This window comes from Corynebacterium tardum, from assembly GCF_046717785.1.
Classification (GTDB): domain Bacteria; phylum Actinomycetota; class Actinomycetes; order Mycobacteriales; family Mycobacteriaceae; genus Corynebacterium.
Genome location: NZ_CP177104.1, coordinates 1,228,775 through 1,252,735, shown reverse-complemented (window position 1 = coordinate 1,252,735; position 23,961 = coordinate 1,228,775). Strand labels below are relative to the sequence as shown.

The following is a 23,961-nucleotide window of genomic DNA, read 5'->3' as shown; positions in this document are numbered from 1 at the left end:
ACCGTCACGTTCTAATCAAAGGAGTTTTCTCCCGTGGTCTCTGCTCTTTCCCGCCATGCCGCTTACCGGGGCGCGTGGCTTGTACACGGCACACGCCCTGCCGCGGCTGCAGTCGGCGCGCTGTCTCTGGTCGTCCTCTGCGCCCCGCTTTCTCCTGCCCGCGCGGACGGCCAGGTCTTTGACTCCGGCCACGTCGATGCCTTCTACGTCACCGCCCCCGAAGGGCAGCTCACCCTGGGGTTGAAGGAAGACATCACCGGCAGTGGTGTGACCCACCCCGGCGACGATGTCACCCTCAGGGTCTCCGAAGACGCCTGGAACGACGCCACGGAAGGCGTCAGTGGCATCGGCACGCCGACGTATTACCTGCCGCAGACCCAGGACAGCGCGCTGCTGTGGCCGGGATGGGACACCCAGCCGGCGCAATCCGCGGGCTATACGGACGTCGATTTCGAATTCGTGGAGGTCACCGGCCCCGGCGATATCTTCGTCTTCGAAACCGCCGGTTTCGGCGACGTCCAACCGGTCACCAACGCCGGGGAGATGGATCTTGTCAGCGGCGACGTCATCAACCAGGCCTACCCGGCGCACCGCCACGTCAACTGGGCATTTACGGACCCGGGCGTGTACACCATGACCGTGCAGGCGGTCTCCAACGGCGATGCCAGCAATCAGGTCACCTACACCTGGGACGTCGGCGATGGCGAGGCCGCCCCGCGCGACAATGACGCAGAAGGATCTACAGAAGGCAGCTCAGAGGGCACCGCACAAGGCACTGCCGACTCTGAATTCGACTCAGAAGACTCAGCTGGTGCAGACGGTGCTGGCGCCGCAGGCGCTGCCGATTCCGCAGCTCAAGCCAACGGCGGCTCCCATGCTGCCGGGGGCACAGCGCACCACAGCAAGAACCAGCAGGGGAAGAACAACGCCAACAAGTCAGCCCAGAAGAACTCGCAGGAGAAAACCCGCCGCGAGCGCGGTACTCGGCGCAACGGGAGTACCGCTGCGCCGGGCGAGGAGCTGGCCGCTGCCGCTGAGACCGGCTCCTACGACAGTGGCGCCAACCTGCTGCCCTGGGGCATCGGCATCCTCGGTATCGGCATGCTGGTGCTAGGGCTAGCCGTCGCCCGTCTCGCGCTGGCCGGGAGGCGCGAGTAATGCACCAGAATTCACCGCGCTTCGCTGCGTTCGGCATGGTGGGCGCGCTCGCCTGCTGCGCTCTTGGGGTCTCGGGCTGCTCGGTGCCGGCACGCGGCGAGGCTGACTCCGAGAGCCTGCAGGTCGTAGCGACCACCCCGATCCTCGCGGACGTGGCTACGCAGGTGGCCGGTCCAGACGCCCATGTGACCACCCTGGTACCAGCTGGAAAAGATCCACATACCTTCGAGCCCAGCCTGCGCACGGTGCGCGATATTGCCAACGCAGACGTTCTGCTGGCCAACGGCCTGCTGCTTGAGCCACACAATCTCATGAAGGCGATGCGGGAGTCCTCCGATGTGCCCGTCACCGAGGTTGCTGACCAGGCCGCTACCCGCGGCGCCACGCTCGTACCGCTGGTGGAAAATGTCGCGCTCGACGCCATCTGGTTGGGACTGCGCGTGCGCAACGCCCCCGCGGGTCGCAACAGCGTGGACATGCGCATGGTCAGCGCCGATGGCCCCGGTGACGTGGCGGCCTACGTGGTCTCCACGTTTGGCACGCCTGAGCCCCTGTTCAACTCCGCGGACGGCGTTGACACCCGCGAGGATTCCACTACCTTGCCGGCAAATGCTCACACCCACGTGTCCTGGGCGTTTAGTAAACCTGGAATCTACCATGTGAGGTTTGCCGCCACCGGCGTCAAAGACCAGGACCTGACTGTCGCGGTGGGCGTGGCACCGCCGGACGGGATGCATGCTGTGGACGAGGGCCACGTGGACATCACCGCGGACCTGGACGCCGGCACGATCGGCCTGGAGGACCAGGGTGAGCGCTTCGATCCCGCAACGACGGCACTGGCCATTCCCTCCTCCACCCTGCAGGAGATCCCCGCGGATGCCTCCTACCGCTTCCTGGGCAGGCCGGGTTCGGAGACCTACCTTCTGCCGCAGGCCGTGCTGGGCAAGCACATCCACGGTGAGGTCGATCCGCACCTGTGGCACAACGCCCGAAACGTCATGTCCTACGCCGAGGTCATCGCCGACCAGCTCGCACTGGCGGATCCGACCCACGGCGCCGACTACCGCGCCCGCGCCCAGAACTACGCCGCACAGCTCCAGGCCACTGACGCCGAGGTGCGCGACCTTATCGGCAGCATCCCGGACCGCGCGCGTCATCTGGTTACCCCACACCACGGCTACGCCTACCTGGAGCAAGGCTACGGCATTGACATCGCTGGCTTCGTCACTCCCAACCCGGCCATCGAGCCCTCCCCGCGCGATGTCATCGCGCTGCGCCGCACGTTGGAGAACCTGCAGCTGCCTGCCGTGTTCGTAGAACCCACCCAGCAGGCAAGCACAGACGTCATCACGGAGGCCGCCGACTCCCTCGGCATCGCGGTGTGTCCCATCTATGGCGACACGCTCGATGACCGCGTGCCCACCTACCTGGATCTCATGCGGTTCAACGCGAACTCCCTGCACCGCTGCCTCACAACCCCGCAACAGCCCAAAACAACCTAAACAACTCAAGCAACTCTGACGAATGAGACGAATCAGGAGAATTCCCATGCATAAGCTCACCACATCCCTGGCAGCCACCATTACCGCCGCCGTCCTTGCCTTCGCCCCCTCCGCCGCGTGGGCGGGCGACCTAGCTCAGGTGGTCAGCGGCGACGAACAGGTCGCCCCGGCGGGTGAAGAAGCCACCATCGACCACGGCCATGTTGACCTGGGCCTGCAGGTCATCGACGGACAGGCAGACTTCCTCGCCCGCGACGATTCCGCAGCCACCCCGGTATGGCGCGCCCTCGATGACATCGTCTTCAAAGTCGGCGACAACGCCCAACTGACCCTTCCGGAGGACGAGGCCTTTTCCTTCGTCGGCGCGGAGCCTGGCGCGCAGGTATGGGTCGTGCCCCAAACCGAACAGGCAGAGGTCCCCTGGCTGGGCTGGAATACCCAGGCGCCCTCCCTGAACGAGTCCGTGGACCGCGGAGTCACCATGGAATTTTTGGGCCACACCGGGCCCGGCGAATTTTCCATGTTCCTCCAGAACGGCGGTTTCGAGCCGCCGCAGCTGCTATGGTCCACCGCGGAGCAGAAGACGGACGGCTTCTGGGTCGATCTGGGCACCCACACCCACGCCAACTGGGTCTTTACCGAACCGGGCATTCACCAGGTGCGCGTGCGCATGTCCGGTGAGGGCAAGAGCGGCACGGGCGATACAGCCGGCGCTCAAGGTAACGAGGTGTCGGCCGAGAGCGTGCTGACCTTTGCCGTCGGTGACGGAACAGACGTGGCAGAGGCTCAGGCCACCGAGTGGGACGAATCCGCCGCTGAACTCTCGGCATCCTCGGCGTCGCACTCCGGACTCGCCGGCGTTCCCGTCTGGATCTGGGTCCTGGCCGGCGCCGGCATCCTCGTCCTCCTCGGGGCCGTCGCCCTCGCACTGCGCGCACGGGGTGGTCACCGTGACTAAGCCCTACATTTGCGTCGACAAGCTCTCGGTGTCCCTCTCCGGGCGCCGCGTGGTGGACAACGCCTCACTCACCGTTCACCCCGGCGAGTTCATTGGCTTGTTGGGCCCCAACGGCGCGGGCAAGACCACGCTCATGCGCGCCATCCTGGGGCTCATCCCCGCCACCGGCGCGATCTCTGTCAATGCCCACCTGGGCTACGTCCCGCAGCGCCACGACGTGGAGTGGGACTTTCCCATCTCCGTGTCCAAGGCCGTCCTCAGCGGCCGCACTGGCCTGGTGGGCTGGTTGCGCCGCCCCGGCCGTAAGGACCGAGAGGCCGCGCGCCAGGCTATTGCACTGACCAACCTCGAAGAGTTTGCCGCGCGCCCGATTGCGCAACTTTCTGGCGGCCAACGCCAACGCGTCCTCATCGCCCGGGCGCTAGCCACGCAGCCGCAGGTGCTGCTTCTCGACGAACCCTTTACCGGCCTCGACGCCCCCAATACCGAGGACTTGCTGGTGCTTTTCGACGAATTAACGTCGCACGGCACGAGCGTGGTGATGTCTACCCACAACCTGTCCGAGGCCGCGCACTCCTGCTCGCGGCTGGTGCTCTTCAACCGCGGCGTCGTGGCCGACGGCCCGGCCGAAAAGCTCCGCCTCGACCCCGCACCGTGGAGCGCCGCCTTCGGAGTGAAGCCTTCCTCGCCGCTGCTATCCGCGATTGGGGTGGCCGCATGATCGACATTTCCCTCGTCGAGTTCTTCCAGGACCTGGCCAACCCGCACCTGGACTTCCTGGCCCGGGCGCTTGCCATTTCCGTCCTTGCGGCCGTCGTCTGCGGCGTGGTGGGCTGCTTCGTGGTCCTGCGCGGCATGGCCTTCATCGGCGATGCCGTATCCCACGCCGTCTTTCCCGGCCTGGCCATCGCGTTCGTCCTGCAGGGCTCAGTTCTGCTCGGCGGCGCAGTGGCCGGCTGCGCGGTGGCGGTGCTCATCGCTTGCTTCTCGCAGCGCCGCACGGTCCGTGAGGATTCCGTCATCGGCATCTTTTTTGCCGCGTCTTTCGCCTTGGGCATGGTGATCATCTCCCGGGTCGATGGCTACACGGCGTCGCTCACCAGCTTCCTCTTTGGCTCGCTGACTGGAGTCTCGCGCACCGACCTGTACACCGCGCTCAGCGTCACCGTGCTCATTGTCGGCGTTATCGTCCTGCTGTCCCCGCAGCTGACCGCCGCCTGCCTGGACAAGGAGACCGCCCGTGCCATGGGTCTGCCGGTCTTTGCGCTCGACATCGTGCTCTACCTCTGCGTCACCGGCGCGGTGGTCATCTCCGTGGGCACCATTGGCAACATCTTGGTCCTAGCCCTGCTCATTACCCCGGCGGCTACCGCCCGCCTCCTCACCGAGTCTCTCGGCTCGATGATGGTGACCGCAGCAGCCATCGGCTCGCTGGGCAGCTTCTTCGGCATCTACCTGGCCTGGGCCATCGACCTGCCGGCCGGCGCCACCATCGTCCTGTTGCTCACCGCCTGCTTCCTCGTGGCGTGGGCCATCTCCCCCGTCCTCCACTCCCGACACAAGGAGTCCGTCACCTCATGAACCGCGTCTTCACCCACCGAGTCCTCGTCCTCAGCCTGAGCACTACCCTGGCCCTGACCGCCCCGGTCTTGACGCCCGCCGCACCGCAGGCCCACGCCGCGGACACGGACGAGGCAACCGCCGCCACCTGCGATGCCGACTCGCGCCACGCCTTTACCCGCGGCCACCAGGACCTCGCCCTGCTGCAGGGCTCCAACGGCATTGAATTCGTCGCCCGCGACGACGAATCCCACCAGGACTACGCCTCCGGCGAGTTCTACGTGGAGGTGAGCAAAGAATTCGACGAGTCCGGCGCCGGTGACGTGCCCAGCCACGGCTGGCAGATCCCGCAGACTCAGGACGAGACCGTGCCGTGGGTGGGCTTTAACACGAGCCACGTCGACGACGAATCCGTCGTCAGCGATGCCACCCTGTCCGCGCAGCTGCACAGCGCCCCCGCGGGCGGGCGAATGGTGGGCTACCAAACGCAGCTGGGTGGGGCGGACATCGTCTTCGACTCCGACGATCCAGATGCTGCCTGGGACTACCCCGATCACGCGCACAGCCACGTGGGCATCGTCTTCACCGAGCCGGGTGCGTATGCCGTCACCTTTACCTTCCACCTCAACGACGGATCCGAGCATTCCATCGACGTGCCCTTCCTCGTGGGAGGGGCCGATCCTTCCGAACTGTGCGAGCTCACCTGGGACTCGGAGGCCGGGGATGGCGACGCCTCCGGCGGCACCGCGAACCGGCCGCAGCAGCTGGCCAAGGACATCAATGATACGTCGAAGGCGATTGGCCAGCTGGATAAGACCATGGACAAAACCTTCAAGGAGGCCGACACCCTGGTCAACGGAGACAAGCCCCAGGACGCTAAGAAAAGCACCGAGAACACCCCACGGCACAACAAAAAAGAGAGCAGAAAGGACAACACCGACAGCAAGGACAGGGAGAACAGAGAGAACACTGCCGCCTCCCCTGCGCAGGACTCACGCCCGGCATCGGGCGGCCAACGCGCCGGCAGCACACGTAACCAGCCCGCGGGTCAGGCCCAGCCACCCCAGTCCGGCGGTGGATCGCGCGGCGGCTCGCGCGGCACGGGTAACGCAAAGGAAGCGAAGCCCACCACGCAACGCTCATCAGGAAAGCATTCCCGCAGCGCTGATGAACGGGGCACGGAGGACGCCACGCTTGCCGACGCCAAACCGATTCAGCCCTTAAGCTACGGCGCCCCCATGGTGGGCTTTTGGGCGGGGTTCCTTGCCGGCATGGGTGCCCTGGCACTGCTCTTCGGCATCGGTCTGTTCGTAGCCGTACAGTTTTTCCGCCCGCGCCGGAAGGATTAAATTCAGGACCGATGTGAACGCGCAGGTGCAAAGGAACTAAAGTTAACGGTCATGTGTGAAAGCAGACCGTCTACCGCCCCCGACTTCCTCCTGTCCCGCGCGACAGGCTCCGTGCGCACCCAAGGCGCACGCCGGACGTTTACCCAGGTCGACGACGCCGTAGACGCCCTGCGCAGCGGCGCGGCGGAGATGGTTGTCGGAGCATTGCCCTTTCACAAGGGCGAGGATGCCGCCCTCACGGTGCCCGAGAAGATCATTCGGGAAGACGGCCCGCTGGAACCCCATGCTTACTACCGCCGCGGTGCCCTGGGCGCCCGCGTCACCGGCTTCGATCCGGAACCGGAGGAGCACCTGCGCCGCATCGAGGCGGCCATCGCCACCATCGAATCCTCCAAGCTGGACAAAGTGGTGCTGGCCCGCGCTGTGGACATCGAGTTTCTCACGGCAGTGGACCCGCTACTCGTGGCAGCACGCCTGATCGATATGTCCTCCCACCGCGATGGGTTCATCGCGGATCTCACCCCGGCCGGGCGGCCAGGTGCCATGCTGGTGGGGTCCTCCCCGGAGGTGCTCATCAAGAAGCAGGGCTCTACCGTCACCGCTTTCCCGCTCGCGGGTTCCGCGCCGCGCCACGCCGATAATTCTCGGGACATCATGGCGGGCAAGGATCTGCAGCACTCGCAGAAGGACTTGGGCGAGCACGCCTTTGTGGTCGATCACCTGCGCCGCATCCTGGAGCCGCTATGCACCAGCTTGGACGCCCCCACCACCCCAGAACTCATGTCCACCAATGAGATGTGGCACCTGGGCACGCCGATCGCAGGCACGCTGAAGAACCCAGATATGACGGCACTAGAGCTAGCCGAGTTGGTCTACCCCACCCCCGCGATTTGCGGCACTCCCACCGAGGCCGCCCAGGCACTCATCGAAACCGCGGAAACTGACCGCGGCTTCTACGCCGGCGCAGTGGGCTGGTGTGATAATTCCGGCGACGGCGAATACATGGTGGCCATCCGCTGCGCGGAGGTCGCTGGCGACGGCCTCTCCGCTCGCGCCTGGGCCGGCGGCGGAATCGTGGCCGACTCCGAGCCCGACGCAGAGTTGCAGGAGACCAGCGCGAAGCTACGAACCATTCTCAAGGCTCTTGGCCTCTAGGCCGGGCGAGTAGCCACCTGCTCCTTCAAGCAGCACGCATCGACGCCTACACCGCACCCGATGTCGAGCGCCGTTCCTGGCTGGAGGCCCGAGGCGACGTCGACAAGCGTGGCGTTGGGATTGCCCGACCACACCTGCTCGCTGTCGCGGTAGCTCTGCTCCATCTCCGCAGCAGTGGGAAGCTGTGGAGCGTGGTTGTGGGTGCTGGACGTATCCGTCCTCGTTAGGCCCTTACGATCGGGTTGGTGAGGCTGCCGACACCTGGGATTTCGATCTCGATGGTATCGCCCGGAACCATGGGGGCAGTGCCGGCCGGGGAACCGGTCGTGATGACATCACCCGGCAGCAGCGTGTAGGACTGCGAAATCTCCGCGAGAATGCCGCCCATCTTGACGATCATCTGGTCGGTGTTCGAGTCCTGCTTCTGCTCGCGCTTGCCCTCGTGGGTCAGGTACGCATTGATCTTCTGATCCTCCAGGTCGATGCAATCCAGATCCGTCTCGATCCACGGTCCCAGCGGGCAGAAGGTGTCGATACCCTTAGCACGGGCCCACTGCCCGTCCTTAAACTGCAGGTCACGAGACGAAACATCGTTGCAGATGGTGTAGCCCGCAACGTGATCGCGCCAGTTCTCCGGATCGATATTCTTCGACACCTTGGAGATCACCACGGCGAGCTCGCCCTCGAACTCGACGTTGGTGGCGAACTCCGGAATCTTGATGGGCGCGCCCGGGCCCACCACGGCCGTCGACGGCTTGATGAAGATGGTCGGCGGCAGGTGCTCGGCGGACTCCTTGAACACCTCGGCCACGTGGTCGGCGTAATTGCGGCCCAGGGCAACCACCTTGGTGGGCAGCGTCGGAGCCAAGAGGCGAACCTGGCTCAGCGGCCACACGCGGCCCGTGGGCTCCGGCGGGGTGAACGGGGTGCCGGCGATTTCCTTGGCCACCAGCTGGTCCAGCGGGGCGTCGGCGGGGCCATCGATGATGGCGAAACAGATTCCTTCAGTGTGGGCAATTCGTCCTAAACGCATAACGGACATCCTACTCGTGAGGTTTCTTCACACGCGAGCCAGCCCGCACTGTGAAGGCTGCTAATTCCCCGCTCTTTGCGGGCGAGTTTCCCGCTAGGTAGAAAGCGCGGCGGCGATGCGGTCCCCGACCTCGGCGGTGCGCACCGGGCCTTCGCCGCGGGCGGCCACATCCTGGGCCACCGCCTCTTCTACGCGCGCCGCGTTCTCCTCGTCTCCCAGGTGGCGCAACAGCATGGCCGCAGACAGAATCGCGGCGGTCGGGTCTGCGATGCCCGTGCCCGCAATATCCGGCGCGGAACCGTGCACTGGTTCAAACATCGAGGGATTCGCGCCCGAGGCGTCAATATTTCCCGAGGCCGCCAACCCAATGCCGCCGGTGACGGCGCCGGCTGAAGTCGGTGAGGATATCGCCAAAGAGGTTGTCGGTTACGATGACGTCGTAACGCCCCGGATCCGTAACCATATAAATGGTGGCGGCATCAATGTGGTTGTAGTCTACCGTGACCTCGGGGTAGTCCTTCGCCACCCCGTCGACAGTGCGCTGCCACAGCCCACCGGCGTTGACCAGGACGTTGGTCTTGTGCACGAGCGTGACGTGCTTGCGCCGCCTCATGGCGCGCTCGAACGCGTCGCGCACCACGCGCTCCACGCCAAAGCGGGTGTTCTGGGAGACCTCGGAGGCTACCTCATGCTCCGTTCCTTCCCGCAGCGTTCCGCCGTTGCCGCAGTACAGCCCCTCGGTTCCCTCGCGCACCACGACGAAATCGATATCCCCCGGGTTCGCCAGCGGCGAGGTGGCCGTGGGATACAGCTTGGAGGGGCGCAGGTTGACGTGATGGTCCAGGGCGAACCGCATCTTCAACAGCAGGCCGCGCTCCAATACCCCGGGCGGAACCTTTCCCGGGGCGCCGATAGCACCAAGCAGGATGGCGTCGTGCTCGCGCAGGGAGGCCAGGTCCTCCTCGGTGAGCAGCTCGCCGTTGCGCAGGTAGCGCCGCGCCCCCAGGTCGTAGTCGGTGACCTCAATGTCCGCGCGCACGGCGCGCAGAACCTTGAGCGCCTCCGCGGTGACCTCCGGGCCGATACCGTCGCCGCCAATCACTGCAAGTTTCATATTGTGGAATTCCTTTCTCACATATTGGATACTTGCGAGCGTACCAGTTAGGCCGCGGCAGATCAGCGACTCGGGGAACTCTGCACACCAACGCAGCAGCCGGAAAGACTACTTAAGCGTCAAGGTCGAGCTGGTGGCAGTTCGCCCCCAGCGCGGCGTTGATGTCCTCGATGAGCTCCTCCGGCACCTCGCTCTCCACGCGCAGGATAAGGACAGCGTCATCGACCTCCTTGCCCTGGGTCAGCGCTGCAGCGACAATGTTGATGCCGGCCGAGCCCAGCTTCGTGCCCACCGTACCCAGAGCACCCGGGGCGTCCTTGTAGGAGAAGAAGAGATTACGCCCCGTCGCGCGCATGTCCACGCCGCGGCCGTTGATGCGGACAAATTTCTCCACGCCGTCGATGCCAATCAGCGCACCCGTAAGCTGCGATACCTCGCCGCCCGCGCCGATAATCTTCACCACCACGGAAGAGCGGTGCCCCTTGGACTCCACGTTGGTTTTCACATCAACGCTCACTCCCCGGCTTTCCGCAATCTGCATGGCGTTGACGAAGGTGACGGACTCCGACACCACCCCGGAGAACAGGCCGCGCACCGCGGAGAGTCCCAGAGCGGAGACGTCCTCGGTGGAGAGCTCACCGCAGGCCTCCACCTCCACCGCCACTGGCGCCGATCCCAGCAGGTTGCCGGCCACCAGGCCCAGTTTGCGGGTAAGGTCCAACCAGCCGGCGACCTCCTCGCCCACCTTGCCACCTTCCACATTGACGGCATCCGTCACGAACTCACCGGCCAGGGCCTTGAGCACGGAGGCAGCAACGTCCGTTCCGGCGCGGTCTTGGGCCTCCACGGTGGAAGCGCCCAGGTGCGGGGACACGGTGACCTGCGGGAGCGCGAAGAGCGGGGAATCCGTGCAGGGCTCGGTGGCATACACGTCGAAGCCCGCGCCGCGGTGGTGCCCCGCCTTGATGGACTCCGCCAGAGCTTGCTCATCCACGAGTCCGCCGCGCGCGGCGTTGATGATGATCTGCCCCTGCTTGGCCTTGGCCAGCAGCTCGGCATCAAACATGCCGGCAGTCTCCGGAGTCTTGGGCAGGTGAATAGTCACGAAGTCCGAGCGCATCATGAGCTCATCCAAGCTCACCAGCTCCACACCCAGTGCGCCCGCGCGGGCTGGGTTGGCGTAGGGATCGTGCGCGATCACCGTCGTTTCAAAGGCCTGGAGGCGCTGGGCGAAGAGCTGGCCAATGTGCCCAAAACCGACGATGCCAATGGTCTTGCCAAAGATCTCCACTCCCTTGAAGGCGGAACGCTTCCACTCGCCCTGCCGCAGCGACTGATCTGCCGCCGGGACCTGGCGCGCGGTGGCGAGGAGCAGGGCGATAGCCTGCTCGCAGGCCGAGTGAATATTCGAGGTCGGCGCGTTGACCACCATGACGCCCCGCTCGGTGGCGGCCGGGATGTCCACGTTGTCCAGCCCCACGCCGGCCCGGCCAACAACCTTGAGGTTCGGTGCGGCGGCGAGCACGTCGGCGTCGACAGTCGTGGCAGAACGCACGAGCAGCGCATCCGCCTTTGGAACCGCCGCCAACAGCTCCGCGCGGTTCGGGCCGTCTACCCAGCGGACCTCGACGGATTCTCCCAGGGCGGTGACGGTGGATTCGGCGAGCTTATCTGCAATGAGGACGACCGGCTTCGACATAGATTCCTTCAGTTGAGGGATGAATAGGATGCCGTGAAGTGTAGTTTATTCTTTCCAGCCTCGAGCGATTTTATGCGTAAAATCTGTCACCGAACCAAATTCTGGGCCCAGCGCCACGATCGGCCCCTTCGCCAGACCCGCAGTCATCGCCGCACCTACCTTGGTGGCCGACGGATCCGGATCCGGCATGACCATCACCGTAGCTCCGTACGCGTTGGCGTTGGCCACATTGGCCAACGGACTGTTCGCCGTCGCCACCATCACGGGAGCCATCTGGGCGTCGCGCCGAGCTTGGGCCGGGATCGCCGGCATCTTCTCCTTGCTCAGGTGCTGTTCAAGAGGCTCCCACGCCGCCTTCAATTCGGTGTGGGCATTGGCGTCGAGGTGCGCAATGTTGTCCACCATGCGGGAGGGATCCTTGACCACCTTGGAGGTGAACCGGAAGGCCGTGTACTCACCCAGCGCCTTCGTGTTGCCGGGGTCCTGCACCACCTCCCACTCCCCGGAGTGGCTAGCCCACGGCACGTTGCCTACCACGACGATTTGTCTGACGCCCAGGTCAGTGGCCAGTTCCGCAATGTCCGTGCGGATGTCATCGCTGTAGGTCACCATTGGCACGCGTTGGGCCACGCTGAGCGACGCCGCCCTGAGCGACGCCGCGTCCGAATCCGCCGCAATAATCAGCGTGTTGGACTCCTGGAACAACAGCCTGGCGCTTTCCATGCCCGTCGTGTCGTCGAAGACGGCCACCATGTGATCGAATCTGGGATCGATCAGCCGCAGGCGGTTCTCCTCGCTCGCGCGATCGAGATCAATGTCGGCGTCGGGGACGTCCGTAATCTCCTGCGTGACCAGCGGCTCGCCGCGCCCGTACGTGGAACAACCGCTCAGCGCTCCCCCGCCCACGGCCAGCGCCGCGAGCAGGGCTAGAAGTGGGCTACCGCGCAAATGCCTGTGGCCCCTCTTCACCACCGGACAGGTTGGCCTCATCAACATCGCGGACAACCGCCTTATCGAGCGCGTATTCCACCATGCCCACGAAACGCTCGCGGCGGTCCGCGAAGAACTGGTACGCGGTCTTGGAGGTCAGCAGCTCCGGGTCAAGGTCGTGCGACGCGAGAACGCTGTCGAACTCTGCGTCCTCCATGATGGACTTAGACTGCACGCGCGGCAGGTAGCGCTCCGGCGAGTGCCCGTCCAGCACGACCTCGGTGCGCTTGCCCATCGGGGTGCGGTTGAGCACGGAGTTGGCCAAGACGGGGCTCACGCCATGGCGCTGGCACCAGCCCAGCGGGAAGATGGGGAAAAAGCCCGGCTGCAGGTCGGTGAACGTGCGGCGGTTGAATGGCTGGCCGGTGCGCCAATCCTTCGCGCCGCGGGACATGAGCAGAGCGTAGAGGCCGTGCCACACGCCGTCGTTTTCGCCGACGGAGAGCAGGCGGGACTCGCGGAAGGACGCGTCACGCACCGTCTTTGGCACCTCCTCGGTCTCACCCGCGACCCACGGGGTGACCTCGTCCACGTCGCGGCCGGCCCGCAGGCGAACCGCCGCAGAGCCGTACAGCTCACCGAATACGCCGCTCCAGAACCACTGGTTGAGACGGTTCCACGCATCCTGCTTGGATAGCACGCCACTGCGCTTGGCCAGGCGAGCCAGGATGACCGCCAACGGGATAATCTGCTCGCTGTAGGGCACCTGCGCGAGCGACAGGATGCAGCGCTCAGCCAGGAACTCCGCGACCTCCTTGAAGGTGATAACCAGGGTCTGAGATGCCTCACGGTATTCCGCCAGGGACAGCTGCAGGATGTCCTCACGCTGTCCGCCGGCGTTGCCCTTCTCGCTGGACACCAGCAGTGAGACGGCGGACAGGAACTCGTTGCGGCCAATGCCGTCCAGCGCCGGGGACACGCGCAGCTGCTTCTCCGCTGCTGCCCAGTCATCCGCCAAATGGAAGTCCGGGTCCTCCGAGGCGAACACCGCGGTGAGAAGATCAAAGACGTCCATCTGCAAGCCCGCGGAATTAACCTGCGCGAAGATGGAACCGATGCCGGAACGCGCCGTTTCGCGCGACAGGCGGATCATCGGCACGGTGTAGCCGGACAGCGGGCGCAGGATGCGGTTGTTGAAGGCAGCCACGGCATCGCGGTATGCCCCGTCGTTGGCGGCGGCAAGCTCGAAGAGCATGCTCGTACCCTCTTCGCTCAACAGCGCCGACACCGGGATGCAGCATTCGTTAACTGCGGCCTCACGGCTGGTGATGGCACCTTCGATATCTGGCGCAAAGTGGGAGCGCAGGTCTCCAAGCTGATTGACGGCGAAGACTGCCTCGTCCGGCATGATGTCCTCGGACGCGGCCTTGCGCAGGTCCACGTAGTACTTACGAGAGACCTTCTTGGAGCGGAAGTCGGTGGTGTCCACGTAACCATCCCCGCGGAAGCAGTGATACAGGGTGGTCAGGCGCTGCTGTCCATCCAGCAACAGCAGGCCCGGGTTTACACCGGTATCGGGTGCGCCGGCCAGCGCGCGGGGGCGGAAGCGCATGGCTTCGTTGCGGGTGTCCAGGGCCATGAAGGCACCGACGGGATAGCCGCGCAGGACAGTAACGAGGAGAGAACGAATACGATCCTCATCCCACGCGTAGGCGCGCTGAAAATCCGGGAGCTGGATATCACCGCGGTCAATACGGGCGAAGAGGTCGTTGAGGTCATAGCTTGGCGTTGTGAAACCCATGCTTCTGAGACTACCCGTCGATGTGAGAATATGCCCGTTTGTGTGCGTATATCACTAATCTGCGCCGTCCCTTCCCTACACTGCCCTACCCATCCATGGGAAAAGTCCCCCTCACCGGAATCTAATCCAGTAAGAAGGACTTTCAGTGGAACCGTTACGTAGCTTGTTTAAGCAGTGGCGTCCAGCGGGTTCTTGACCCAGCTCATCAGGTCACGCAGCTGGGTACCGGTCTGCTCAATCGGGTGGTTGTTCACCTTCGCGCGCAGGTCCTCCAGCTCCTTGTTGCCGCCCTCCACGTTGGCAACAAGGCGCTTGACAAAGGTGCCGTCCTGGATGTCACTCAGGACGTCCTTCATGCGCTCCTTCACGGAGTCATCGATGATGCGCGGGCCGGAGAGGTAGCCGCCGAACTCGGCGGTGTCAGAACAGGAGTAGTTCATGTTCTGGATACCGCCCTCGACGATGAGGTCAACGATGAGCTTCATCTCGTGGCAGACCTCGAAGTAAGCCATCTCCGGCTCGTCGCCGGCCTCGGTGAGAACCTCGAAGCCCTTCATGATGAGGAACTCCACGCCACCGCACAGGACAGCCTGCTCACCGAACAGGTCGGTCTCGGTCTCATCCTTGAAGGTGGTGGGGATAACGCCGGCACGCGCGCCACCAATGGCGGCGGCGTAGGACAGAGTCAGCTCGCGGCCCTCGCCCTGCGGGTCCTGCTCGGTCGCAATCAGGCACGGAACACCCTTGCCGTCGACGAACTGGCGGCGGACCAAGTGGCCCGGACCCTTCGGGGCGATCATGCCAACGGTGATGTTCTCCGCCGGCTTGATCAGGCCGAAGTGGATGTTGAGGCCGTGGCCAAAGAAGAGGGCGTTGCCCGCTTCCAGGTTCGGCTCGATATCCTGGCTAAAGATGTCCGCCTGGGAGGTATCCGGCGCCAAGACCATGATGACGTCGGCCTCCTTGGCGGCGTCTGCAGTAGACAGAACCTGAAAACCGGCTTCCTCCGCCTTCTGGCGGGACTTGGACCCCTCACGCAGACCGATGACCACCTCAACGCCGGAATCACGCAGGTTCATCGCGTGAGCGTGCCCCTGGGATCCGTAGCCGATGATGGCCACCTTACGGCCCTGGATGATGGACAGGTCGGCGTCGGAATCATAGAGAGTTTCAATAGCCATGATGCTCAATCCTTACTCTGGTGTGCGAATGTGCCGACTCCGTTGTATCACAATATGGGACGCTGCGCCCATAATGTGAGATATTTATTCCGACAGCGCAAACGCCTGCGGACCGCGCTCCAGCGCCACGTGCCCGGATTGCACCAGCTCGCAGATACCGAAGGGCTCCACAATGTCGAGAAGCGCACGCAACTTCGACGGCGTACCGGTGGCCTCAATGACCACAGACTCCGGGGCCACGTCCACAACGTGAGCGCGGAAGAGCTTGGCGGCTTCGACCACCTGCGTGCGGTTGGAATTGTCCGCCGAGACCTTAATCAACACAATGGCGCGCGCGATGGTGTGCTCCTGCTCGAGCTCCACCACCTTGAGTACCGGGACCAGCTTGTTGAGCTGCTTGGCCACCTGCTCCGCCATGGCATCGGTCGAATCCAACACGATGGTCAGGCGGTTAATCCCCTCGGTCTCCGTGTGTGCAGAGACCAGGGACACTAGGTTATAGCCGCGACGGGTGAACATACCGGTCACGCGGGAAATGATGCCTTCGATGTCCTGGACTAGGACCGACAGGGTGTGGCGGGAGATATCGTCTTTAGTCATCGTTCTCGGCCTCCTCAATAGTTTCGTCGATGTTGGCCGGTTCCTCGGCCGCGGACTCGTCGTCGTCGAAAAGCGGGCGCAGGCCCTTCGCGTACTGGATCTCCTCGTTGGAGGAGCCACCGGAAATCATTGGCCACACCTGGGCGTCCTGCCCCACAATGAAGTCAATAACCACCGGGCGGTCGTTGATCTCCCGCGCGCGCTTAATCGCCGGGATGATTTCCTCTTCCTTCGTCACGCGAATTGCCTCGCAGCCCAGCGCCTCGCTGAGCTGGACAAAGTCCGGAATGTACTCGTCGCGCTCGCGCAACTTGGTGTTGGAGTAGTTCTGGTCGTAGAACAGCGTCTGCCACTGGCGGACCATGCCCAGGTTGCCGTTGTTGATCACAGCCACCTTGACCGGCAGGCCCTCCACGGCAGCAGTGGTCAGCTCCTGGTTCGTCATCTGGAAGCAGCCATCGCCATCGATAGCCCAGACTTCCTTATCCGGGCACGCAGCCTTGGCACCGAGGGCAGCCGGCACGGCGTAGCCCATGGTTCCCGCGCCGCCGGAGTTGACCCAGGTGCGAGGGTGCTCGAAGTCCAGGAACTGGGCGGACCACATCTGGTGCTGACCCACGCCGGCGCAGTAGATTGCCTCCGGACCCACCTGGGCGCTGAGCTCCTCCAGGACGTGCTGCGGGTTGAGCAGGCCATCCGAGGTGCGCTCGTAGCCGCGCGGGAAACGCTTCTGCAGATCGCGCAGGTAATCCATCCACTCCGCGATGTCAGGTGCAGACTTGCCGCGGTAGGCCTCCGTGAGCTGCGCCAGGACCTCGCGGGCATCGCCCACGATCCCCACTGCGGCCTCGCGGATCTTGCCCAGCTCCGCCGGATCGATGTCGGCGTGAATAACTTCAGCCTCCGGAGCGAAGGTGGAGGTATCACCGGTCACGCGGTCGTCGAAGCGAGCGCCGATGGCAATAATGAGGTCCGAGCGCTGCAGGCCCGCCACGGCGGGCACGGTGCCGTGCATGCCGGCCATGCCCAGGTGCTGCGCGTGGGACTCCGGGAAGGCACCGAGCGCCATCAGGGTGGTAGTAACCGGGATGCCGGTCAGCTCCGCAAATTCGATCAGCTCACGGGTAGCGCCAGCCTTCACCACACCGCCGCCAATGTAGAGAATCGGCCGCTCGGCGCGGGCGATGAGCTCCACCGCCTTGGCGATCTCGCTCGACTCCGGCGTCGTCACCGGGTTGTAGCCCGGCAGGGGCATCTCAGAAATTCCAGTGTAGTCCATGTGGGCGTTCTGCACGTCCTTCGGGATGTCCACGAGGACCGGGCCGGGACGACCGCTGGAGGCCAGGTGGAACGCGGCAGCAATCGCCGCCGGGATGTCATTGACGTCCTTAACCATGAAGCTGTGCTTGGTGATCGGCATGGCCACGCCGCGAATATCGGCCTCCTGGAAGGCATCGGTACCCAGCAGCGAGGTGCCCACCTGACCGGTGATGGCCACGACCGGAGTGGAGTCCAGGTTGGCGTTGGCCAGCGGGGTGACCAGGTTGGTTGCACCCGGGCCGGAGGTGGCGATCATGACGCCGACCTTGCCGCTGGCCTGGGCATAGCCCTCGGCAGCGTGGCCGGCACCCTGCTCATGGCGTGTCAGTACGTGTCGCAGAGTCGTGGATTCAGACAGAGCATCGTAGAACGGAAGGATGGCACCTCCGGGAATACCGAAGGCAACTTCGGTGCCAAGGTCTTCAAGGGTACGGACAATTGCCTGTGCGCCCGTAATTCGTTCGGGTTTCTGCGTTGGCGGTGTGGAAGCTGCCACGATAGGTGTACTCCTTACTGAAGTGTTATTCGGAGAAATTGATGAAAAAGCAAAGCCCCCGTCTCACCTTCTATAGGGAAGGCGGCGAGGGCGCTTGCTTGTCGACGTCACCTAGTGAGCCACTACGGCACGCGCCGCGTTGATACCACAGGAAGAAGTCGAATATTCATCATGTGACAAACTATACACCTATAGGTGGCCCTTGCATAACTAAAACCAGATTTTTGAGATTTAAATCCCAAGTTATGAAACATTATGAGGCGCGGCATCAACGGGGCATGTCGCCACCGCGTCGCACTGTCAATTACGATGGCCTGTTATGACGTCCTCACACCCGCAGAAAGCGTCCCAGCCCTCAGGCCGTTCCACGGCCGAGGTTTTCAAGCCCACGCGCGAGCACCTCCTGGGCATCGGACTACTAGCCGCCATCGCCTTCTTAAGCATCGGCTGGGCGCCGAAATACCTGGCCTGGGTACTTATCTTCCCAGCGCTCGCCATCTGGTGGGTGCTGCGCGCGCGGACCGTCGTGAGCGAGAAGGGCATCGACATCACCTACGGTTTCCGCGGCCCCGTACACATCGGGTGGGACACCTTCCGGGGAATCGGGTTCCAGCGCTCCCGCGCCTTCGCCCGCACCGCTGCGGGCAAGACCCTCAACCTGCCCGGCGTGACTTTTAATTCACTCCCACGCTTGGCACAGGCCTCTCGGGGTCGCATCCCCGATGCTCTCACCGCCGGCCGCGACGCCGCCGACGACAAGGTGGTCATCATCCACCGCGACGGCCAGCAAGTCCTCCTCTCCCAAGAGGAATACGCCTCCTACCTCAAAGCCCACCCCGAACTGAAGGATTAATCATGTATCCCCTGCGCTCCAAAGTCACTACCGTCGGCCGCCAGGCGTCTGGCGCCCGCGCCCTCTGGCGCGCCACCGGCACCAAGGAGAACGACTTTGGCAAGCCAATTGTTGCCATCGCCAACTCGTATACCCAGTTCGTACCCGGCCACGTCCACCTCAAAAACGTCGGCGATATCGTGGCCGACGCCGTGCGGGAGGCCGGCGGCGTGCCCAAGGAGTTCAACACCATTGCTGTCGATGACGGCATTGCCATGGGTCACAGCGGCATGCTCTACTCTCTGCCTTCGCGCGAGATCATCTCCGATTCCATCGAGTACATGGTCAACGCCCATACTGCCGACGCCCTGGTGTGTATCTCTAACTGCGACAAGATCACCCCGGGCATGCTCAATGCCGCGCTGCGCCTCAATATCCCCACTATCTTCGTCTCGGGCGGCCCGATGGAGGCCGGCAAGGCCGTCGTCGTCGATGGTGTCGCCCATGCTCCGACGGATCTGATTACGGCCATTACGGCCTCAGCTAGCGAGGATGTCTCCGATGCCGGCCTGGCCCAGGTGGAGGAATCCGCCTGCCCCACGTGTGGCTCCTGCTCCGGCATGTTCACCGCCAATTCCATGAACTGCCTCACCGAGGCCCTGGGCCTCGCCCTGCCCGGCAACGGTACGACCCTGGCAACCCACGCCTTCCGCCGTCGCCTCTTCGAGGACGCCGGGCGCACCATCGTCGAGATGTGCCAGCGCTACTACGGCGAGGAGGTCGACGGCGTCCTGCCACGAGCAATCGCCACGAAGGAGGCCTTCACCAACGCCATGGCACTGGATATGGCCATGGGTGGCTCCACCAACACCATCCTCCACACGCTGGCTGCGGCCCAAGAGGGCGAGGTGGACTTCACGCTGGAGGACATCAACGAGATCTCCTACCGCGTGCCCTGTCTGTCCAAGGTGGCTCCCAACGGCACGTACCACATCGAGGACGTGCACCGCGCCGGCGGCATCCCCGCCATCCTGGGAGAGCTGCGCCGCGCCGGACACCTCAACCTCAAGGTGCACTCCGCCCTCTACGACAACGTGGAGGAATGGCTCGATGACTGGGACATTCGCGGCGAGTCCCCCACCGAGGCCGCCCTCGAGCTCTTCCACGCTGCCCCGGGTGGCGTGCGCACCACCGAGCCGTTCTCCCAGTCCAACCGCTGGGACGAGCTCGATACCGACGCCGTCAACGGCTGCATTCACGACGCCGAGCACGCCTTCACCGCCGACGGCGGCCTGGTGGTCCTGCGCGGCAACCTGGCCCCCAACGGCGCCATCGTCAAGGCGGCCGGCGTGGACGAGGAGCTGTGGACGTTTACCGGCCCCGCCCGCGTGGTGGAATCCCAGGAGGAGGCGGTGTCCATCATCCTCAAGAAGGAAGTCCAGGCCGGCGACGTCATCGTTATCCGCTACGAGGGCCCGTCCGGCGGCCCGGGCATGCAGGAGATGCTGCACCCGACGTCCTTCCTGAAGGGCTCCGGCCTGGGCAAGGCCTGCGCCTTGATTACAGACGGCCGCTTCTCCGGCGGCACCTCCGGCCTGTCTATCGGGCACATCTCCCCCGAAGCTGCCCACGGCGGCCTCATCGGCCTCGTGGAAAACGGCGACCCCATCACCATCAACATCCGCGAGCGCCAGCTCACCCTCGACGTGGACGAGGACGTGCTGGAGCGCCGTCGCGCCGCCGAGGAACAGCGCGAGCGCCCCTGGACCCCGAAGGACCGCAACCGGCCGGTCACCAAGGCGCTGCGTGCCTACGCCGCCATGGCGACCTCCGCCGATCGGGGTGCGGTGCGCGTGGTCGACGGCCTCGTCCGGTAGGCCATCCAGGCCGTGATGAGTGGCACGGCCGCCCAGGCCAGGGAGGAGCGCCAGCGGAAGATGGCCTCCGCCGGCGCCCACAGGCCCTCCGGCGCCGCAGCGGACGAGACCAAGCACCACGCAGCCAGCGCAAGAACCCAGGTACGGGCAGGACTGCCGGGGATCATCACCGTGGCGATCAACGGCAGCAGCCAGATGCAGTAATAGCCCTGCATGAGTCCGGTGGACATGAGCACGCCGGCGAACAGCACGCCTAGTGAGCAGTACACCCAGACCACCGGTTGCTCTCGCTTATAGCGCCACAGCGCCACCAGCGCAATGGCCACCACGACGAGGAGTGCCACAATCGCAGCGTTAATAACGCCTTCTGACCAGCCCAGCTGGCGGCCCACGCCCTCAATCGAGCCGTTGTCATAGTCGCGCGCCTGGCCCAGGTACGGCACGAGGCGCTCAAAGTAGTCCTGTGGCCGCGCCATAGTCAGCCACCCGGCGGCGAAAACCACCACCATGAATACGCCGGCCACGATGAGCACGGTAAGCTGCCCAGCCAGCAGCGAGACCACGGCCAGTGCTAGAAATTGCGGCTTGATGGTCATCGCCACGCCCAGGATGACGCCTGCGGCAACCGCTTCCCAGGACTTCAGCCCCGCCCGCCAGCCGCGCGCCAGCAGCTTGACGGTGAGCAGCGCGAACAGCACCTCCAAGAGGAAGAGGAAACCGTTGATGTTGGTCAGGCTCAGCGTGCTCTGCACCGGTTCATCGAAGGCGCAGGCCGCAATGACCAACCCGGCGAAAATTTTTCCTCGATAACGCACCGCGACGGAGGCGGCCAACAGCCACAGCGCAGCGAAGATCGAGGCCGCGCCCAGCCACATCATAATGGTGCGGGCACTGTCCCGGCCGGGCAGCCAGCCAATGGGCCCCAGCAAAAACGTCGCCCCCGGCGAGTACAGATAGTGCGGGTCTAGCGTGGAATAGTCCTCGTCATAGACCGGACGGCCATGGACGTATTTCTCCACTGCGTACCAAATGGGATCGAAATCGGAGCCGCTGGTCCCGGCCGGGGACCACACCACGGCCCCGAAAGCCATGAAACCGGCAATGAGGTACAGCAACCGGGTTGCCGGGCCCCGCCAGTCTGGGTCAGACGCCGGCGGGAGCAGGTTCTTCAACAGGTTCATCGCTAGGTAGCGTACCACCGAACATTTGCCGCTCCAGCTCGTCGCTCAGCATTGCCGCGTACTTGTTCGTCAGGTGTGAGGAATCGCGATACGCCAGCACATTGCCAATGACTCCGGGGCAGCGCTCCGGCCCGCACATCGCGTGCGTGAGGTCCATGTGAGTCACGTCCAAACCAGCCAGTACGCCCGGCGCTGGGTTTTCTGCTAGCAACGAGTCCTCGCGCGCCGTGCCGCAATCGAGCAGCGGATCTCCTGGGATGAATCCCCCGGCCGCCACGCAATCGCGCACGTTTAAGGGCCCGGCTGCGTTATGCGGCCAGGGAACATCGCGCAAGCCCCACACCGGCATGCCAGCGTTGTTGAGGCGTTCGACCACTCCGCGCAGGCCCTCTGGGGTCTGCTCCGGCCCCAAAGTTCCGGGCGCGGGTTGAGTGGAAATCAAGAAGGCGCCGTCCGTGGAGGGATTCTCTTCCATGTGTTTCAGCGCCGCCTCGGTCCAGGTTGCGCACTCGGGGTAGTCCACGCCGTCGGAGCGCTTCGGCTCGCCGCCCGGGAAGCAGCCCATCTTCAGCAGTGGGATGATGCGGATCCCCTGATCTTCGCCCACGATGTCCAGTGCGGGCAGCATGTGATCGGCATGCGAATTGCCGAACAGGTACATCGTGCGCGGGGAATCCACGTCGCCGTAGGCGCACGGCGTGGACCCCGCATTCTGGTCGTGCGTCAGGATGGGTTCCTCGTCATCAAACAGGGCCGTGCAGCCATCGTCGTGTGAGGCCGGGTAGAAGGACTCGATGGGGTTGAGCACGTTCGGCACCGGATTTTGGGGCGAGGCGCTGACCCCGCGCAGGAGCGCATCCGGTCCCGGGTACTCGTTGGTGGCAGTCGCACTAGCACTCGGGCTGGATTCCGTCACCGCCGAGGGCTGTGCCCAGGCAGCCATTCCCACGGTTCCCACCGTCAGCACTGCCACGCCTGCCGACGCCGCCAGCTCCTTGCCCATTAGCCGCCCCGGAACCCAGGAGCGCTCCGCGGGCTTGGCCTTTTGCCGGGTGGGCGTTTCGATGAAGCGCAGCGTGAGCCACGCCAGCACCAGGGAGACAACGATGACGCCGATGCCTGCCACGACCCCGCGAGTAGTGCCGGCGGCGGCCAGGATTCCCTTGCCATCACGGTTGGACTCTCCCCCGCTCAGCAGGTAGGTCACGAGCACCAGCAGCGGCCAGTGCCACAGGTAGAGGCTATAGGAGATACGGCCTAAGAACTGGAATGGCGAGGTTGTCAGCATGCGGCCCATGAGAGACGAGGGACCGACGGTAATGATCAGTGCGGCACCTGCCAGCGGCATGAGAGTGGCCGGGCCCGGGAACTGCTGCGCGCCGTCCATGACCACGCCCGTGGCCAAGATGAGGACAAGGCCGATGAGGCTCCAATCTGTGCGACTGCGCCCGTCCCCGGCGGCGCCCGCCATGCGCTGAGTGCCGGGTTGCGTCAGCCACAGCCCCAGCAGGCCGCCCAGTCCGATCTCCCAGAAGCGGCTCAGCGGCGAGTAGTAGTTCGTGCCCTGGTCGACGCCATGCAGGTAGATCGCATACACAAAACTTGCCGCGGTAGCCAAGCCGAGCATCCAGTGCGCCGCGCGGCGACCTGCGGCCTCCCCCTTCTCGCGGCCGACGCTCCGGAACGCGGCGGCGAAAAGAAAGATGACGAACAGGGAGCCGATGTAGATCTGCAACTGGGCCGACATGGACCACAGATGCTGGTAGGTGCTCACGTCTTGGCCGATGGCGGCGTAGTCCTGCCCGGCGGCCGCCAGGGCAAAATTTTGGATATAGGCCAGAGAGCTCAGCGCCTCGCGGCCCTCCCTGCCCCACCGTGTCGGCGGAAAGACCAGCAGCGCCAGCACCAGCGTGACAGCAACTGTCACTACCAGGGCCGGGAAGAGCCGGCGCAGCATGCGGATGATCGCCTGGACCGGAGTAAGTCCCTGGGGGTTGAAGGCATTGCGGATCTGCGGCCCGAAGAAGAAAACACCGCCGATAAGGAGAAAAACATCCACGCCCGCCGAGACCTTGCCAACGAAGACGTGAAAGACCACGACCAGCGCGATGGCCAAGCCTCGCAGCCCGTCAATGTCCGTGCGATAGGTGGATGATTTCGGCATAGCCCCTAAATCCTAGGACATATGCTCGGAAATTCCTTCATCGGACGCACC

19 protein-coding genes and 1 pseudogene are annotated in these 23,961 nt (G+C 64.6%); 9 read left to right on the top strand and 11 right to left on the bottom strand.

Annotated elements, in window-relative coordinates:
• Positions 1-33 precede the first annotated feature (33 nt).
• Genes ACLI1P_RS06020 through ACLI1P_RS05990 form a run of 7 tightly spaced genes read left to right on the top strand, consistent with a single transcriptional unit; the run spans position 34 to position 7,682 of the window.
• Positions 34-1,158 carry a choice-of-anchor M domain-containing protein gene (locus ACLI1P_RS06020; RefSeq protein WP_296132582.1) on the top strand — a complete coding sequence of 375 codons (1,125 nt, stop codon included), beginning with the start codon at positions 34-36 and terminating at the stop codon, positions 1,156-1,158.
• Positions 1,158-2,660 carry an anchored repeat ABC transporter, substrate-binding protein gene (locus tag ACLI1P_RS06015; protein ID WP_411709650.1) on the top strand — a complete coding sequence of 501 codons (1,503 nt, stop codon included), beginning with the start codon at positions 1,158-1,160 and terminating at the stop codon, positions 2,658-2,660. The genes ACLI1P_RS06020 and ACLI1P_RS06015 overlap by 1 nt, the downstream gene beginning before the upstream one ends.
• Positions 2,661-2,706: 46 nt before the next feature.
• Positions 2,707-3,618 carry a choice-of-anchor M domain-containing protein gene (locus ACLI1P_RS06010; protein ID WP_296132590.1) on the top strand — a complete coding sequence of 304 codons (912 nt, stop codon included), beginning with the start codon at positions 2,707-2,709 and terminating at the stop codon, positions 3,616-3,618.
• Complete coding sequence (locus tag ACLI1P_RS06005; protein WP_296132593.1) at positions 3,611-4,339, top strand: anchored repeat-type ABC transporter ATP-binding subunit; 729 nt, start codon at positions 3,611-3,613, stop codon at positions 4,337-4,339. The genes ACLI1P_RS06010 and ACLI1P_RS06005 overlap by 8 nt, the downstream gene beginning before the upstream one ends.
• Positions 4,336-5,199 carry an anchored repeat-type ABC transporter permease subunit gene (locus tag ACLI1P_RS06000; RefSeq protein WP_296132596.1) on the top strand — a complete coding sequence of 288 codons (864 nt, stop codon included), beginning with the start codon at positions 4,336-4,338 and terminating at the stop codon, positions 5,197-5,199. The genes ACLI1P_RS06005 and ACLI1P_RS06000 overlap by 4 nt, the downstream gene beginning before the upstream one ends.
• Positions 5,196-6,527 (top strand): choice-of-anchor M domain-containing protein, encoded by a 1,332-nt coding sequence (locus tag ACLI1P_RS05995; RefSeq protein WP_296132599.1) that lies wholly within the window; start codon positions 5,196-5,198, stop codon positions 6,525-6,527. The genes ACLI1P_RS06000 and ACLI1P_RS05995 overlap by 4 nt, the downstream gene beginning before the upstream one ends.
• Before the next feature lie 51 nt (positions 6,528-6,578).
• A complete protein-coding gene (locus tag ACLI1P_RS05990) occupies positions 6,579-7,682 on the top strand; it encodes an isochorismate synthase MenF (protein ID WP_296132603.1) in 1,104 nt (367 codons plus the stop codon).
• On the opposite strand, the gene ACLI1P_RS05985 is transcribed toward ACLI1P_RS05990, so the two are convergent.
• The 9 genes and pseudogenes from ACLI1P_RS05985 to ACLI1P_RS05945 form a co-directional block, all read right to left on the bottom strand.
• Positions 7,679-7,846: a hypothetical protein gene (locus ACLI1P_RS05985; RefSeq protein WP_411709649.1), complete on the bottom strand. Its 168-nt coding sequence runs from the start codon at positions 7,844-7,846 to the stop codon at positions 7,679-7,681. The two genes, ACLI1P_RS05990 and ACLI1P_RS05985, sit on opposite strands and share 4 nt — an antisense overlap.
• A gap of 59 nt (positions 7,847-7,905) precedes the next feature.
• Complete coding sequence (locus ACLI1P_RS05980) at positions 7,906-8,715, bottom strand: fumarylacetoacetate hydrolase family protein (RefSeq protein WP_411709648.1); 810 nt, start codon at positions 8,713-8,715, stop codon at positions 7,906-7,908.
• A gap of 93 nt (positions 8,716-8,808) precedes the next feature.
• Positions 8,809-9,829, bottom strand: a pseudogene (locus ACLI1P_RS05975) (3-isopropylmalate dehydrogenase).
• Between the two features lie 112 nt (positions 9,830-9,941).
• Positions 9,942-11,528, bottom strand: coding sequence for a phosphoglycerate dehydrogenase (gene serA, locus ACLI1P_RS05970; RefSeq protein ID WP_411709647.1), 1,587 nt, complete (start codon positions 11,526-11,528; stop codon positions 9,942-9,944).
• Between the two features lie 45 nt (positions 11,529-11,573).
• A complete protein-coding gene (locus ACLI1P_RS05965) occupies positions 11,574-12,476 on the bottom strand; it encodes a hypothetical protein (RefSeq protein WP_306506908.1) in 903 nt (300 codons plus the stop codon).
• Complete coding sequence (locus tag ACLI1P_RS05960; RefSeq protein ID WP_306506909.1) at positions 12,466-14,259, bottom strand: DUF262 domain-containing protein; 1,794 nt, start codon at positions 14,257-14,259, stop codon at positions 12,466-12,468. The genes ACLI1P_RS05965 and ACLI1P_RS05960 overlap by 11 nt, the downstream gene beginning before the upstream one ends.
• Before the next feature lie 167 nt (positions 14,260-14,426).
• Positions 14,427-15,440 (bottom strand): ketol-acid reductoisomerase, encoded by a 1,014-nt coding sequence (gene ilvC / locus ACLI1P_RS05955; RefSeq protein WP_411709646.1) that lies wholly within the window; start codon positions 15,438-15,440, stop codon positions 14,427-14,429.
• 84 nt (positions 15,441-15,524) lie between these two features.
• Positions 15,525-16,040: an acetolactate synthase small subunit gene (ilvN, locus tag ACLI1P_RS05950; protein WP_411709645.1), complete on the bottom strand. Its 516-nt coding sequence runs from the start codon at positions 16,038-16,040 to the stop codon at positions 15,525-15,527.
• A complete protein-coding gene (locus ACLI1P_RS05945) occupies positions 16,033-17,856 on the bottom strand; it encodes an acetolactate synthase large subunit (protein ID WP_411709644.1) in 1,824 nt (607 codons plus the stop codon). The genes ilvN and ACLI1P_RS05945 overlap by 8 nt, the downstream gene beginning before the upstream one ends.
• A 319-nt stretch (positions 17,857-18,175) precedes the next feature.
• Between ACLI1P_RS05945 and ACLI1P_RS05940 the strand changes: the two genes are divergently transcribed.
• Both ACLI1P_RS05940 and ilvD read left to right on the top strand, forming a co-directional pair.
• On the top strand, positions 18,176-18,709 hold the full coding sequence (locus tag ACLI1P_RS05940; protein WP_296132632.1) for a PH domain-containing protein: 534 nt from the start codon (positions 18,176-18,178) through the stop codon (positions 18,707-18,709).
• 2 nt (positions 18,710-18,711) lie between these two features.
• Positions 18,712-20,565: a dihydroxy-acid dehydratase gene (ilvD, locus tag ACLI1P_RS05935; RefSeq protein WP_411709643.1), complete on the top strand. Its 1,854-nt coding sequence runs from the start codon at positions 18,712-18,714 to the stop codon at positions 20,563-20,565.
• Here the strand turns inward: ilvD and ACLI1P_RS05930 are convergent.
• Positions 20,499-21,746, bottom strand: coding sequence for a glycosyltransferase family 87 protein (locus tag ACLI1P_RS05930; protein ID WP_411709642.1), 1,248 nt, complete (start codon positions 21,744-21,746; stop codon positions 20,499-20,501). The genes ilvD and ACLI1P_RS05930 overlap by 67 nt on opposite strands.
• Positions 21,709-23,910: an acyltransferase family protein gene (locus tag ACLI1P_RS05925; protein WP_411709641.1), complete on the bottom strand. Its 2,202-nt coding sequence runs from the start codon at positions 23,908-23,910 to the stop codon at positions 21,709-21,711. The genes ACLI1P_RS05930 and ACLI1P_RS05925 overlap by 38 nt, the downstream gene beginning before the upstream one ends.
• Positions 23,911-23,961 lie beyond the last annotated feature (51 nt).